We start from the raw sequence: 14,466 nt of genomic DNA, 5'->3' as shown, positions 1-14,466 counted from the left end.
GATCAGGCTCGCGACCGCGAGGCTGTGAGTCTCTGCGAGCGTGACGAGCTCACCACGACGTCATTGCGAGTGCAGTGAAGCAATCCGGCCGGGCTGGGTGGCCGGATTGCCTCGACGCTGGTGCCCTTCCGGATGGTGAAGGGCCGGCTGACGCCCGAGCGATCGCCCCGCTCAGGACGCCAGTGTCGTGGTCTCGTCCGTGGAAAGCCCGGTGGCGGCATGCAGCAGGCCGTCCGGAGCCGACATGACCTGGTCGATCAGGGCATTGGTCGTGGCGCTGAGCTCGAGCCGGGTCTCGATCCACTGCCAGAGGCCGCGGATCTCGTCCGCCGACTTGCCGTTCGGCGCGAATTCGCTGACGGCGAGGCCGCCGGCGAGTGAATCCTGGTGGTCGTTGCGCATCACGATCAGGGGACGCGCGAGCACCTCGGCGAGATCGAGCGCGGCTTCCTCGGCGAGTGTGTTGGCGGCATTGTCGATGCGCTGGCCGCGGATCGGCGTCTGGTTCAGCACGAAGCTGTAGGGCCGCTTCCAGGCGCGTGCGACGCTCAGCGTCGAGGCGGTCGCCTCGATGTCCGCGACGCTCGGGCGGGCCGGGATCAGGCAGAGATCGGAATGACGGATCGCGGCGGTGGTCGCGGCGCTGAGGCCGGCCGCGGTGTCGACGATCGCGAGCTGGAGGCCGCTGTCGGCCAGCATGTTCAGGCGCGGCCCGATGTCGGCGGCGTGATAGATCGGCTCGACCACGAGATCCTCGGCGGTGCGACGGCGCTGCCAGTTGGACAGGGTGCCCTGCGGGTCGGTCTCGATCAGGCGGACGGTGAAGCCGGCCTGCTTGGCCGCCAGCGCGAGGCCGACGGCGAGCGTGCTCTTGCCACTGCCACCCTTTTGGGTGGCCAGTACGATCGTGTGCATGGAAGATGAATCCTTTGGAATGCCTGGGTCAGGAATACGCCACGCGAACGTGCATCGCTTCTGGATGCTGAGCTCTTCTCGCTCAGGACGTGCCGGCCCGATCCAAAGGGGATCGCGGTGGTCCGAATCAACGGTAACAATGATGTCGGAATCGGGAATGCCAGCTAATCCGTACCATTACTGGACCCGTAGTCGTACGTGCGATGTGCGCCGATAGACACGAGAGATTGTGATTGTCGCCTGGCTTACTTCCGCACGCAGATCACGCGGACGACTGCGGCCTTCGCATCCGCTGAACTGCCGTTTGCTGTGACGCCGTTGGCCTTCAGGAAATCGCGCACCGTCTCCGCGGAGACCATCACGGCCTGCAACGCCGGCACCGACGTCGCAGGTCCCGCCACCATCGCCGGCTTCAACAGCGCAATGCCGGCGAATTTGCCGCCCGCGTCGATCGCGGGGCTGCCGGAAAATCCGACCGCCGGTGGTGGCGACAGCGCGGAATCGCTGCTCGTGACGGGGGCGAGCGCGCCCTTGACACTCGAGACCCCGGCCGCGCCGCCCTGGCTTTGCGGATCGGCGATGCCGACGACATCGACATTCGTCTTCGCCCCGCCGCCAGCGAGGCCGAGTGGCTTCAGGCCACGCGCGCCGTAGATGTGCAAGAGCGCGAGATCGTGCTCCTTGTCCTCGGCAAGACGATCGGCGCTGCCGTGGCCGGCGATGGTGATCGCAAGACAGCTGTCGGTGACGAGGCGGTCGGTGAGGATCGCGCCGTCGTCGCTGACGACGATGCCGGTGCCGTATTCGACGGTCTTGCGCGGCGGCGGTCCGGCTTGCGGTCCTGCCGGAAATGCATTGAACGCGCTCGACATCGCGATCACGACCGGCTCGACCGTGTTCTCGGTGGCCTGGTCGTAGAGGATCGTCATGATGCGGACTTCGTCGCCCTTGAAGGTGCCGCGCACGTAGAATTTCTTCAGGCCCTGGAGCCCCGACAGCACGAAGAAGTCGGGCTTCACCACGGTGTAGTCGACCTTGCGTCCGGCCGGCTCCTTCTTCTCGGCGTCCGCGAGCTTCGCGGTCGTGGGGTTCGCCTCCTTGCGCCGGCTGAGCAGCACCTGCACAGTTCCGGTCGGCGAGGTCCATTTCGATCCGTTGGCATCGGTCGCCTGCTGCGGCACCAGTTTTGAGGGAATGCCGAGCCGGGCGCCGCTGGTCATCTCCGTCACGATCTTCCAGCCGACGCTGTCCTGCTTCCGCCGCGCGGTCTCGGCAAGCGCGGCGCGCTCCTGCGGATTGAGCACGCCGGTCGGCTTGCCGCCCTTGTTCTTCTGGTACTCCTTGATGGCATTGACCATGCGCTCGCTGACCTCGCCGGTGATGGCGCCGTTATATTGGCCGACCCAGGCGAGGTCGGACTGGAGCGAGAGGCGTTCGGCCTGCGCCACGGCATCGGCCGTTTCCGACGGCGTCTGAAGTGCGGGCGGGCGGATCGGAACGGTCTGGACCGTCTTCGGCTTGGTGCCGGGGACCTGCGGCGTCGTCATCTGGGCGTTCGCGCCTGTGGCGGCCGCAAACATCAGTGTTGCCGCAAGCATCGATCTCATGACAAATCCAGCCAGCCCATTGAACGCAATGCCATTGAAGCACATCTCGTTGGTCGCGAACAATCTCGGGGTGGTTCAGGCCTGCGGGCAGGCCGGACCCTCATCTGAGAGGACGTGAGTGTTACGAGGTCATTCCGGGGCGGCTCGAAGAGCCGAACCCGGAATCTCGAGATTCCGGGTTCGATGCTTCGCATCGCCCCGGAATGACAGTATGTGCGACTTCCGCGCTCCTCGCGGGGGGCGGCAGCAATCTAGGAAGAGCTGAGAATGCTGAGCCCGGACGAACTCGAACGTTATGCCCGCCATATCGTGCTGCGCGACGTCGGCGGCCCGGGCCAGGCCGCGCTGAAGCGGGCCTCCGTGCTGGTGATCGGCGCCGGCGGGCTCGGCGCGCCCGCCTTGATGTATCTGGCTGCCGCCGGGATCGGCACGCTCGGCGTGGTCGATGACGACGTGGTGTCGCTGTCCAACCTCCAGCGCCAGGTGATCCATACGACGCCCGATATCGGCCGCCACAAGGTCGAGAGCGCGGCCGAGCGCATTTCCGCTCTCAATCCGCATGTCCGCTTTGTCGGTCACGCCACCTGGCTCAACGCCGACAACGCGCTCAGCCTGATCGGCGACTACGACCTCGTGCTCGATGGCTCCGACAATTTCTCGACGCGCTATCTGGTCTCGGACGCATGCTTCTTCGCGAAGAGACCGCTGATCACCGCGGCGCTCGGCACCTTCGACGGCTCGCTCACCACCATCCGCGCGCATGAAAAGAACGAGGCTGGTGAATTCAATCCGACTTATCGCTGCCTGTTTCCGGAAGCGCCGCCGCCCGGCACGGTGCCGGCCTGTGCCGAAGCCGGCGTCATGGGCGCGCTCGCGGGCGTGCTCGGCTCGATGATGGCGCTGGAGGCGATCCGCGAGATCGTCGGCTTCGGCGACGGCCTCGTCGGCCGCCTCCTGATGATCGATGCGCGCGCGATGCGCTTCGAGACGCTGCGCTACGGGCGCGATCCCGCCAATCCGCTCAACGGCGATGGGCCTGTGATCGCCGATCTGAGCGTGCACCGCGATTAGCGCGTGTTCTTCAATCTCTACCCCCGCGTGGCCCCCAGCGCACAGCGCCTCAGAGCATGCTCGGCAGCACGCGATCCGGCGGCTTGTGCGCGTCGAGGAAGGTGCGGATGTTGATGATCACCTTCTCGCCCATCTCGACGCGGCCTTCGATCGTGGCCGAGCCCATGTGCGGCAGCAGCGTCACCTTGCCGGCCTTGGCCAGCCGCACCAGCTTCGGGTTCACCGCGGGCTCGTGCTCGTAGACGTCGAGCCCGGCGCCGCCGATCTCGCCGCCTTCGATCAGCTTGATCAGCGTGTCCTCGTCGGTCACCTCGCCGCGCGCGGTGTTGACGATGTAGGCGTCCTTGCGGATCAGCTTCAGCCGTCGCGCCGAGAGCAGGTGATAGGTCGCCGGCGTGTGCGGACAGTTCACCGAGAGAATGTCCATCCGCGCCAGCATCTGGTCGAGGCTTTCCCAATAGGTCGCGCCAAGCTCTTCGGCGATCTTCGGCGCCACGGGACGGCGGTTGTGGTAGTGGATCTGCAGGCCGAAGGCGCGGGCGCGGCGCGCCACTGCCTGGCCGATGCGGCCCATGCCGATGATGCCGAGGCGCTTGCCGCCGATGCGGTGGCCGAGCATCCAGGTTGGCGACCAGCCGGGCCAGGGCTTGCCTTCCGTCAGGATCGAGGCGCCTTCGATCATCCGCCGAGGCACGGCCAGGATCAGCGCCATGGTCATGTCGGCGGTGTCTTCGGTCAAAACCTTTGGCGTGTTGGTGACGGTGATGCCGCGCGCATGCGCGGCCTCGACATCGATATTGTCGACGCCGTTGCCGAAATTGGCGATCAGGCGCAGCTTGCAGTCGGGCTGGTTGACGATGTCGGCGGTGATGTGGTCGGTGACGGTCGGAACCAGCACGTCGGCGGTGCGCGCGGCTTCCGCGATCTGGTCGGCCGACATCGGCGTGTCGTCGAGATTGATCCGCGCGTCGAACAGCTCGCGCATCCGCGTCTCGATCGAATCCGGCAGCTTGCGCGTTACCACGACGAGGGGCTTTTTCTTCACCGACATGTCCTGCTCTCATGAGGCGTGGCAAGCCCGCCTCTGTCGCCAAAGGCCGGCCGTTCAGGCCTCATTAACCCGGTTGTTCGACACTGCCCTTGCCGTGTCGTCCCCGGCGTTTCCTTCAAGCTCTCCCGATATTTCCATCCGGAAAATCGGGCCAAACTGGTTGTTCAAGCGTCCGTCCTCTCTAGCAGAAGGCCGGGCCAAGACAAGAACCACGGGGTAAGGCTTGGCGGAACACCCGCGTGGGGCGGGTCAGGGACGACCGCGGCAGGGTATTTTGGAATTTTGGGGTGAGGGTCCGGCTCGGCCGGGTCCTCGACAGGAGACGGGTTGATGGCGTTGGGGCGTTTTTGTTCGGTGATGGCGCTCGTTTGCACCTGGTTGAGCGCCTCGGTCAGCCCCTCGCATTCGGCGAAGGACAACACCCCCCAGAGCGCCAGCGGCCTCCCGGTGCCGCGCTATGTCAGCCTGAAGTCGGATCACGTGAACGTCCGTGCCGGTCCGACCAAGGACAATGACGTGGCCTGGGTCTATACCCGCGCCGGCCTGCCGGTCGAAATCACAGCCGAGTTCGAGAACTGGCGCCGGGTGCGCGATTCCGAAGGCGCCGAGGGCTGGGTCTATCACTCGCTGCTGTCGGGCCGCCGCACCGCAGTCGTCACCATGAAGCACAAGGACGAGCTCGCGCCGATCTATGACCGCGCCGATCCTGACAGCGCGGTTGCGGCCAAGCTCCAGGCCGGCGTCGTCACCCAAGTGAAGAAGTGCAGCGCAAACTGGTGCCGCGTCACCGGCAACGGTTTTGACGGCTGGATCCAGCAGGAACGCCTCTGGGGCGTGTATTCGGACGAGCAGGTGAATTGACGCTGCAGGCGTCATCCCGGGATGGCGCGAAGCGCCAGACCCGGCATCTCGAGATTCCGGGTTCGGTGCTACGCACCGCCCCCGGAATGACGGCGTAAACAATTATGGCCGGGACAAGCCCGGCCATGACGACCAAATCAACAGTTTAGGATAGATCTCAGCGCTTCTTGCGCAGGCGCACGACCATGTCGATGCGCGCGATCTCGTAACCCTCGGGCACCTCCGGCATCTTGGACAGCGCCAGATGCGGATCCTCGATGTCGACCAGCTCATGGCTGTTCTCGAGGTAATAGTGGTGGTGCGTGGTGACGTTGGTGTCGAAATAGGTCTTGGTGCCGTCGACACTGACCTGGCGCAGCAGGCCGGCGTCGGTGAGCTGGTTCAGCGTGTTGTAGACGGTCGCCAGCGACACCGGAACCTTGGCCAGCGTGGCTTCCTCGTACAGCATTTCAGCCGTAAGGTGACGAGCACCCTTGCCGAACAGGAGCCAGCCCAGCGCCATGCGCTGCCGCGTCGGGCGGAGCCCGGCGGACTGGAGCATTTCGTTAACGTCGTGCCACGGGCAGCCGGTCAAAGCCGGCTGGCGGCCGGACAGGAGGGCCGCGGCATGGACGTCGTCGTCGTGATGGGGCGCGGTATTCTCGCTCATTTCCAGATTTCGGGCACGCGTGAACAATAACTCCCTGCAATATAAGAACAGATAGATGCAGATGCAAGTTTCTCGCAACTAGAGAGGTTCTAATCGGAGTGGAACCGAGCGAGGAGCCCGTCATTTTACCTTCATGAGAGCGCTTTGCCACCGAAATGGCCTGTGTTAGAGAGCGCGCGGTTCCGCTTAGCCGATTTTGGTGCACCCGGGCATCGAGGCCCGGTCCGCAGTCCATCGGGGCTTGTGGGAGTTGCGCCTGACGATGGCAATTGGCGTTACTCTCCGACCGGGACGGGGCCCATTTTCGCCAAAAAACGTCGCTCAATCGGACTTTGAACAGAGGCACATGCATGCTGAACAGGCGCAACGGTTACGAATACGAAGATCTGCTGGCATGTGCCCGCGGCGAGATGTTCGGCCCGGGCAATGCCCAGCTGCCGCTGCCGCCGATGCTGATGTTCGACCGCATCACGGACATCAACGACAATGGCGGCGAATTCGGCAAGGGCCTGGTGCGCGCCGAGCTCGACGTGAAGCCCGACCTCTGGTTCTTCGGCTGCCATTTCAAGAACGATCCGGTGATGCCCGGCTGCCTCGGCCTCGATGCGCTGTGGCAAATGGTCGGTTTTTACCTGGGCTGGAGCGGCGGTGAAGGTCGCGGTCGCGCGCTTGGCCTGAACGAGCTGAAGTTCAGCGGCCAGGTGCTGCCCGAGGCCCGCAAGGTTGTGTACAACGTCGATATCAAGCGCGTGATGCGGGCAAAGCTCGTGCTCGGTATCGCCGACGGGTGGCTTTCGGTCGATGACCAGATTATCTATCGCGCGAAGGATCTGAAGGTCGGCCTGTTCAAGCAGGGCACGAGCCTGGGCTGAACGCATCACAAAGAAAGACAACGATTTAGGCGAGGCTGTCATGAGGCGGGTTGTGGTCACCGGGATGGGCATCGTCTCGTCCATCGGAAACAACACCCAGGAAGTGCTTGCGAGCCTCCACGAGGCGAAGTCGGGCATTTCGCGGGCTGAGAAATATGCCGAGCTCGGCTTCCGTTCGCAGGTGCAAGGTGCGCCGACGCTCGACCCTGCGACGGTCGTCGACCGCCGCGCGATGCGCTTCCTCGGCCAGGGCGCGGCCTGGAATCACATCGCGATGGAACAGGCGATCCAGGACTCCGGTCTGTCGCCCGAAGACGTCTCCAACATCCGCACCGGCATCATCATGGGCTCCGGCGGCCCCTCCGCCCGCACCATCGTCGAATCCGCCGACATCACCCGCAGCAAGGGCCCGAAGCGCGTCGGACCGTTTGCAGTGCCGAAGGCGATGTCGTCCACGGCGTCCGCGACGCTCGCGACCTGGTTCAAGATCAAGGGCGTGAATTATTCGATCTCCTCGGCCTGTGCGACCTCGAACCATTGCGTAGGCAATGCCTATGAGACGATCCAGATCGGCAAGCAGGACATCATCTTCGCCGGCGGCTGCGAGGAGCTGGACTGGTCGCTGTCGGTGCTGTTCGACGCGATGGGCGCGATGTCGTCGAAGTACAACGACACGCCCGCGACCGCCTCGCGTCCCTACGACGTCAACCGCGACGGCTTCGTGATCGCCGGTGGCGCCGGCGTGCTGGTGTTGGAAGAGCTCGAGCATGCCAAGGCGCGCGGCGCGCGCATCTATGGCGAGATCGTCGGCTATGGCGCGACCTCGGACGGCTACGACATGGTCGCGCCGTCGGGCGAGGGCGCCGAGCGCTGCATGCGCATGGCGATGTCGACGGTGAAGACCAAGGTCGACTACATCAATCCGCACGCGACCTCGACGCCGGCAGGCGATCCGCCGGAAATCGAGGCGCTCCGCAAGGTGTTCGGCACCGGCGAGAAGTGCCCGCCGATCTCGGCGACCAAGGCGCTGACCGGCCATTCGCTGGGCGCGACCGGCGTCCAGGAGGCGATCTACTCGCTGCTGATGATGAACAACGGTTTCATCTGCGAGAGCGCGCACATCCAGGAGCTCGATCCCGTGTTCGCCGACATGCCGATCGTGCGCAAGCGCATCGACAACGTCAAAATCGGCACCGTGCTGTCGAACTCCTTCGGTTTCGGCGGCACCAACGCCACGCTGGTGTTCAGCCGGCTGGACGTGTGATCTCTGATTTTGTCATGCCCCGCGAAGGCGGGGCATCCAGTATGCCGCGGCTTCTCCATTTATCACGACGGTCTCTGGATACTGGATCGCCCGCCTGCGCGGGCGATGACGTCGAAAATAGGAGCGACGGCTGACATGGAAGGTTTGATGAAGGGCAAGCGCGGTCTGATCATGGGCATCGCCAATGATCATTCGATCGCGTGGGGCATGGCGAAGACGCTGCATGCCCATGGCGCCGAGCTTGCCTTCACCTTCCAGGGCGAAGCCCTAGGCAAGCGAGTCAAGCCACTGGCGGAGCAGCTCGGCGTCGAACTGGTGCTGCCTTGCGACGTCGAGGACATCGCCAGTGTCGACGCGACCTTCGATGTGTTGCGCGAAAAATGGGGCAAGCTCGATTTCGTCATCCATGCGATCGGCTTCGCCGACAAGAACGAGCTGAAGGGCCGCTACGCCGACACCAGCCGCGAGAATTTTTCGCGCACCATGGTGATCTCCTGCTTCTCGTTCACGGAGGTCGCAAAACGTGCCGCCGAGCTGATGACGGAGGGCGGCAGCATGATCACGCTGACCTTCGGCGCCTCGGAGCGCGCGATGCCGAACTACAACGTGATGGGCGTGGCCAAGGCGGCGCTGGAAGCCTCCGTGCGCTACCTCGCCTCCGATTTCGGACCGCGCGGCATCCGCGTCAACGCGGTCTCCGCCGGTCCCATCCGCACGCTTGCCGGCTCGGGGATCGGTGAGGCGCGCGCGATGTTTGCCTTCATGCAAAAACACTCGCCGCTTCGCCGCGGCGTCACGCTCGACGAGCTCGGCGGTTCGGCGCTGTACCTGCTGTCGGATCTGTCCGGCGGCGTGACCGGCGAGATCCACTACGTCGATTCCGGCTACAACATCGTCCTGATGCCGAGGCCTGACGATCTGAAGTCGGAATAAAGCGTTCGCAGGCCGCCTGAGGCCGCGACCGTTTCCTCGCACCCCACGATCATGGGGCAGACTCGGCGATAGAAATAATGTTTGCTGCGCCCGGTGGCGCCGCGGGGTCGTATCCCGCGGTTCGGGAGAGTGGTCTTGCCGAGGATACGTGCGATCAGTCGCGTAGGCGTGCTGGCGTCTGTTGCCGGTGCGATGCTGGTTTGCGGCAGCTCCCGCGCTGTAGCGCAGTCGGCGATCTGGGATGCGACCCTCTCCAACACGAACTGGTACGTGCCGACAGCGCAGCTGCTGGCCTACGCCGCGCCCAAGACCGGCTTCTCCAATCCGATCCCGATCGGCGACCAGACGCTGTGGTCGCTGGCGACCGCGACCAACGGCGCCTTCACCGGAACGAGCGTGGCGCAGCTCAAGCTTGGTCCGGCGCTGCTGACCGATACCTCGACCATCCAGGGGTTCGTCACGACCGCGGGCCAGATCACGATGCTGTTCACGCCGACCGCGGGCGGTGCAGTGACCGTCGGCCTCGGCCACATGCGAACCGTCAACGGCGTGACCGGCATGGAAATGCAGATGATCACGGGCGACAGCCTGCTGGTGACGCATTGGGCCTACATGCTTCCTTACGATCCCGCGACCTTCACGCCGCCGGCCTCGCAGGCCGTTCCGGCGAACTCCGTCCCGCAATGGGCCTGGACGTCGGGCACGCCGTGGCGGATCGTCAGCTCCACGCTGTTCGGCACGTCCGCGCCCGGTCGCTTCGTCATCACGAATTACCAGAACGGATATTTCTGGGGCGCCGGCATTGCGCCCGCGGGGAGCGGTGCTGCGAACTTCACGCTGCTGGGGTCGGTGACGCCGGAAGGCAACGTGCTCTTCAACACACTCTCGAAGGGCACTCTTAGTAGTCTCTATGGCGCTGCGAGCGGCGATACGTCGGGCGCGCAGATGCTGGTCAGCAGCTACGATCTCTCGGGCAACCCGACCGGCGGCATCGCCTATCTCTCGCTGGTGCGGCCCTATGCCGAAACGCTCCAGGCCCGGAACAGCCGTGCGGGATTAGGCGCGGCGGACATGCTCTATCGCTTGTCGGCGACCTCGCTTGGCTGGACCGGCAGCATGGCGACCGGCTTCACCGCGCTCGACAATCTCAGCGGCTCCGGTCTCGTCAACGCCGTCAACCAGACCTTGCCTGTCCTCACCGGCGCGGCGTCGCAGGCGACCTATTCCACGCAACGCACATTTCAGCAGGCGATGACAGGACGATTGGACGACGTGCTCGGGCTGAACGCGGGCGCAACGCCTGAACGGAATCTTTGGATGAAGCCGCTAGGCGGCGGTGTCCGGCAGGGCAGTGTGGATGGCGTCCCCGGCTATAACGCGTCCGGCGGTGGCATTGCCGTGGGCGCGGACACGACAATCTCCACGCGCGCGATGATCGGCGGCGTGTTCGCCTATTCGCATCAGACGATCACCGGCAGCGAGGATGCCGTCCCGAACCGGCTCGCCATCGATTCCTATCAGGCCGGACTCTACGGCGCCTATGCGCTCGGCCATGGCGTTCAGGTCGATGGCCAGCTCGACGGTGCGTTGAATGACAACGGCGAGAGCCGCTCGCTCACGTTCATCAACAATACGGCTGCGGCCGGCTATCGGTCCTATAGCGGGCACGCCGGTGTGGGTGTTCGCAAGCTGATCCCGCTCGAGCCTGGATTTGCGATCGCGCCGTTGCTGCGGCTGGACTATGGACAGGTTCGTTCGCCAGCCTATCAGGAAGGCGGCGCAGGCGGCTTCAGCCTCAATGTGGATTCGCAAACCTATCGCGAATTGACGCTGACGGCAGGGCTGAAGGGCGCCTACAGGATCGCGCAGCACGTCTATCTTACCGGCGATGTCGGCGTCGGCTACAACGCGCTGAATCAGGGACTTCAGATCAAGTCAGCGTTTGCCGGCGGCGGCGAGACCTTCACGACCGGCGGCCTTGCCCTGTCGCCGTGGATCTACTCGACCGCGCTGGGCATCGTCGCGGCCGACAACAACCGTTTCGATCTCGGCCTCCGCTACGGCCTCGCGGCGACATCCTCCGGATTGCTCCAGCAGTCCGGGCTCGCCGTCCTCAAGATCAGGCTTTGAGCCGGATTCTTGTTTTGTCGCGTTTTCTTTACGCGAACCGGCATCCACTTCGCTTGAAGACGCTCTAACCCGCCGCGATCTTCTCCGCGCGCTGGAACGCCAGCCGCGCCATGCAGCGCGCCAGATAGGCATCGAAGGCCGGGCGCGACGGCACCATCTTGAACAGGCGCACCGCGAAGTTCAGGCCCGAGCCGACCGTGATGTCGGCGGCGGAAAACTCCTCGCCGAGAATCCATGGGCCCTTGGCGAGCGCAGCTTCCAGCACGTCGAACACCTGCGTCGCGCTGCCCCACGCCGCGGTCGAGGTCGGGATCTCGATCTTGGTGAAGATCTGGATGATGGCCGGCTCGATGCAGCCCGGCGAGAAGAACAGCCATTGCAGATAGCGCGCGCGGCGCGGATCGGTCACAGCGGGCGCAAGCTTGGTCTCGGGATAGCGGTCGGCGATATAGGCGCAGATCGCCGCGGCCTCGCCGAGCGCAGCGTCGCCGTCGCTGAGCGCCGGCACCTTGCCCATCGGGTTGACCTTCAAATAGTCCGGCGCCTTCTGCGCACCGGTCGAGATGTCGGTCAGCACGCGCTCATAGGGCAGGCCGCTCTCCTCCATCAGCCAGAGCGTCGTGAACGAGCGAGAACGGGGCGACCAATAGAGCTTGATCATGGCGGGAACCTTTCATCGACGGAAGGCCAACAGCGCGCAATTCATGCCGCGTTTGCCGCGCATCCGCAACGCACTACGCCTAGGCAGAAGGCAAGCGGCGTGAACGACATGTGGGTCAACGTTCTTTGGCGTCGCTTTGACTCGCTGCTGATCGAACACCGAGCAAAAGCGGCAGCGTCTTGTCGAGGCTTTCCGCCAGCATGGCGCGCACGCCGTCGCGCAGTGCGGGATTGTCGGCGGCATCTTCAGGGCGCGTTGGAAACGATTCTGCGGGTAATTCGCGATAGGGGCCGCCGATTTGCCTCCCCAGAAGCCGCTGCACCACCAGGGAATGATGCACGTTGATCAGCGCAGAGCTCTGTCTGACAACGGAGAAGTCGCGCCCGTCAAAGATGCGGATAAACGCCAGGGCATAAAGATAGATGCGACGCCCTAGCACTACATCCTGGTTGAGGATGCCGAACCCGCGGACCGTATAGTTCGATGTCCCGATAGGGCTGACTGAATTGAGGACCTGAATGTAGTGCCGGCAATTCGTTCCTTTCGCGACCTCGCGCATGTATCCGGCCAGCTCCGCGTTGAGATCGCGGAACAGCCTGTCCTTCAATGTGTCCTTGGACTCATCGCGGGGAGGAAATTTCGCTGGGTTGTAGGGGATTCTCAGAACGGACACGCCGGCAGGGATCGCGGCGCGAGTCCGCGCGAAGATCAGATCGTTGAGCCCCCAGCCTGGGATCGGGACCACCATCGTCTTGTTCTGGAATACGGTGAGGCCGGTCGTCAGCACGGTGAACTCATCGCCGGTGGTGACCACGACACCGAAGTCGCACGAGCCGCCGGCCACGGGAGCGGGCTTGCCCGTCGCTTCACGCCGCGTGGTTATCTTGCCGATGGCTTGTTTGACGGTTGGTCGTGCCGTCTCCAATTGGGCTTGTGCCCGCGCCTGAGTTGAAAAACACCACAGGATGATCGCGACGACGAACAGCAGGGTCATGATGCTGAACACGGCTGTGTTCGCAAGCGCAGCGAAATTTGATTCTCTGGCGTGTCGCGTCGGCAAAGGCGCTTACTCTTCCTTTAGATAGCCCGGCAGGCCCCGGTCGAGCCTGTCGGTGATGAGCGCGCGCGTCCTCTCGCGCAGCGCCGCGCTGGCGGAAGCTGCCGCGGGTGGGGCGGGAAATAGCGAGTTGTCGAGCTTGTTGAGTGGGTCTTCGGTCAGTCGCAGACTCGCAGCGAAGTTGGCGCCGAAATTCACAAAGGGGCGCTTGATCTCCTCGTAGCTCCTTCCGTCGATCAGTGTGATCGCAACATTGGCGAAAAGATGCGAGTGACGGAGGATGCCGCCGACCCCCTGATTGTAAGTGCCGATGCCGTTTAGCGTCATGTGCGAATTTGGCAGCTCCGCCTTGAACGTGGTTGCGACAAGATAGCGCTCGCAATTCGCATTCGCGGTGAAGCTTCGTACGATGTCCGGCAGACGCTCTCCGGGATCGCGGATCAGGATCGTTTTCGGATTATAGAAGGGCTCGAAGACGCCCTTGGGATAGGCGATCCTACGTACCCCGGGATCGTTATTCGTTGCCGCGCGCACCCGTGCGAAGACGAGATCGTCGAGGCCCCAGTCGATCGGGACCTCGCTTGCCTCAGCCTCGAAGATCGTAATGCCAAATTTCTGTACGGAGTAGCGATCTCCGATCACCGAGATCACACCGAGCCGACACGGGCCGCTCTCTGCCGCGACCGGCGGCTTCGCAGTCGGCTTGGCCTTCGGCGCCGCTTTCTTGGCAACCGGCTTTGCCTGTGGTGCGGACTGAGCGACGGGCGCTGTTGTTGCGGGAGGAGTTTGTGCGACTGCCGGGGTCAGAAGGGACAGGAGCGCGATCAGCGAGACAGCAATGCGAAGCATGGATTCCGGGAGCAGGGGTCATCGGTCCCGCCACACTAGGTGGGGATCGTGACAACCGCAAGCTGCATCCAGAGATCGTGGTCTATCCCGCAGCCGGCCGCTTCCAACGGTAATACTTCATCACGAACCCGTTCGACGGTTCGACCTCTTCCTTCTCAAACACAAAGCCTTCGCGCTCGTACCAGCGCCAGGCCTTTTCGTTTTCGCGCACACAGCGCAGGTACATCTCGTCAGGCATTTGCGTGCGCGTGAAGGCGAGCAGTTTTCGCCCGAGGGATTGCCCCTGATAGGCGGGCCCGACAAAGAGCATATCGAGATAGAGTTTGGGCAGATGCAGTGCGAGCATCGCGGCGATGGCGCCGTTGTCGTCGGCGACGAACAGGCTCCAGCCGTTCTCGATCTCGCGCCTGATGCGTGCGCGCAGGTTTGCCAGCAGGAATTCACTCGCCTCGGCAAGCCCGGTCGAGACCCAGCTCTCCATCCAGACGCGGGCGATCTCGTCATATTCGTCCGCGCGGGCGGGGCGGATGACGGGTGCCGGCATCG

The 14,466-nt window shown here is 64.2% G+C and carries 14 protein-coding genes; 6 read left to right on the top strand and 8 right to left on the bottom strand.

Annotation, left to right across the window (positions count from 1 at the left end; all coding sequences use genetic code 11):
* Positions 1-171 precede the first annotated feature (171 nt).
* Positions 172-915 (bottom strand): ParA family protein, encoded by a 744-nt coding sequence (locus AAFG50_RS41555; protein ID WP_028172507.1) that lies wholly within the window; start codon positions 913-915, stop codon positions 172-174.
* Positions 916-1,160: 245 nt separating this feature from the next.
* Positions 1,161-2,522 (bottom strand): serine protease, encoded by a 1,362-nt coding sequence (locus AAFG50_RS41550; RefSeq protein ID WP_028172508.1) that lies wholly within the window; start codon positions 2,520-2,522, stop codon positions 1,161-1,163.
* Between the two features lie 267 nt (positions 2,523-2,789).
* Here AAFG50_RS41550 and moeB point away from each other — a divergent pair, with 267 nt between their 5' ends.
* Entirely contained in the window at positions 2,790-3,593 is an 804-nt protein-coding gene (moeB, locus tag AAFG50_RS41545) for a molybdopterin-synthase adenylyltransferase MoeB (RefSeq protein ID WP_028172509.1), read from the top strand.
* Between the two features lie 49 nt (positions 3,594-3,642).
* Here the strand turns inward: moeB and AAFG50_RS41540 are convergent, their stop codons facing one another.
* Entirely contained in the window at positions 3,643-4,644 is a 1,002-nt protein-coding gene (locus tag AAFG50_RS41540) for a D-glycerate dehydrogenase (RefSeq protein WP_011083589.1), read from the bottom strand.
* Positions 4,645-4,974: 330 nt separating this feature from the next.
* Here AAFG50_RS41540 and AAFG50_RS41535 point away from each other — a divergent pair, with 330 nt between their 5' ends.
* Positions 4,975-5,505: an SH3 domain-containing protein gene (locus AAFG50_RS41535; protein WP_011083590.1), complete on the top strand. Its 531-nt coding sequence runs from the start codon at positions 4,975-4,977 to the stop codon at positions 5,503-5,505.
* Positions 5,506-5,662: 157 nt separating this feature from the next.
* On the opposite strand, the gene irrA is transcribed toward AAFG50_RS41535, so the two are convergent.
* Complete coding sequence (gene irrA, locus AAFG50_RS41530; protein ID WP_008131763.1) at positions 5,663-6,154, bottom strand: iron response transcriptional regulator IrrA; 492 nt, start codon at positions 6,152-6,154, stop codon at positions 5,663-5,665.
* Positions 6,155-6,504: 350 nt separating this feature from the next.
* On the opposite strand from irrA, the gene fabA reads away from it, so the two are divergent.
* From fabA to AAFG50_RS41510, 4 genes are all read left to right on the top strand, one after another.
* Positions 6,505-7,026, top strand: coding sequence for a bifunctional 3-hydroxydecanoyl-ACP dehydratase/trans-2-decenoyl-ACP isomerase (gene fabA, locus AAFG50_RS41525; protein WP_011083591.1), 522 nt, complete (start codon positions 6,505-6,507; stop codon positions 7,024-7,026).
* 40 nt (positions 7,027-7,066) lie between these two features.
* On the top strand, positions 7,067-8,290 hold the full coding sequence (gene fabB, locus AAFG50_RS41520; protein ID WP_028172510.1) for a beta-ketoacyl-ACP synthase I: 1,224 nt from the start codon (positions 7,067-7,069) through the stop codon (positions 8,288-8,290).
* A gap of 135 nt (positions 8,291-8,425) precedes the next feature.
* The gene (fabI, locus tag AAFG50_RS41515) at positions 8,426-9,223 is read left to right on the top strand and encodes an enoyl-ACP reductase FabI (protein WP_011083593.1); all 798 of its coding nucleotides are present in this window, start codon (positions 8,426-8,428) and stop codon (positions 9,221-9,223) included.
* Between the two features lie 192 nt (positions 9,224-9,415).
* Positions 9,416-11,353, top strand: coding sequence for an autotransporter outer membrane beta-barrel domain-containing protein (locus AAFG50_RS41510; protein WP_231166754.1), 1,938 nt, complete (start codon positions 9,416-9,418; stop codon positions 11,351-11,353).
* Positions 11,354-11,417: 64 nt separating this feature from the next.
* On the opposite strand, the gene AAFG50_RS41505 is transcribed toward AAFG50_RS41510, so the two are convergent.
* The 4 genes from AAFG50_RS41505 to AAFG50_RS41490 all read right to left on the bottom strand — a co-directional run bounded on the left by AAFG50_RS41505 (position 11,418) and on the right by AAFG50_RS41490 (position 14,464).
* Positions 11,418-12,014, bottom strand: a complete 597-nt coding sequence (locus AAFG50_RS41505) for a glutathione S-transferase family protein (protein ID WP_028172512.1) — start codon at positions 12,012-12,014, stop codon at positions 11,418-11,420.
* A 115-nt stretch (positions 12,015-12,129) separates the two neighbouring features.
* On the bottom strand, positions 12,130-13,020 hold the full coding sequence (locus AAFG50_RS41500; RefSeq protein WP_028172513.1) for a hypothetical protein: 891 nt from the start codon (positions 13,018-13,020) through the stop codon (positions 12,130-12,132).
* A 60-nt stretch (positions 13,021-13,080) separates the two neighbouring features.
* A complete protein-coding gene (locus AAFG50_RS41495; protein WP_028172514.1) occupies positions 13,081-13,920 on the bottom strand; it encodes a hypothetical protein in 840 nt (279 codons plus the stop codon).
* Positions 13,921-14,002: 82 nt separating this feature from the next.
* The gene (locus tag AAFG50_RS41490; protein ID WP_028172515.1) at positions 14,003-14,464 is read right to left on the bottom strand and encodes a GNAT family N-acetyltransferase; all 462 of its coding nucleotides are present in this window, start codon (positions 14,462-14,464) and stop codon (positions 14,003-14,005) included.
* Between the last annotated feature and the right edge of the window lie 2 nt (positions 14,465-14,466).

The sequence above is a fragment of the Bradyrhizobium sp. B039 genome (assembly GCF_038965675.1).
GTDB classification, from domain to species: domain Bacteria; phylum Pseudomonadota; class Alphaproteobacteria; order Rhizobiales; family Xanthobacteraceae; genus Bradyrhizobium; species Bradyrhizobium diazoefficiens.
Note: the sequence above shows the minus strand (reverse complement) of the source record. Positions and strands in the feature narration are given on the sequence as shown.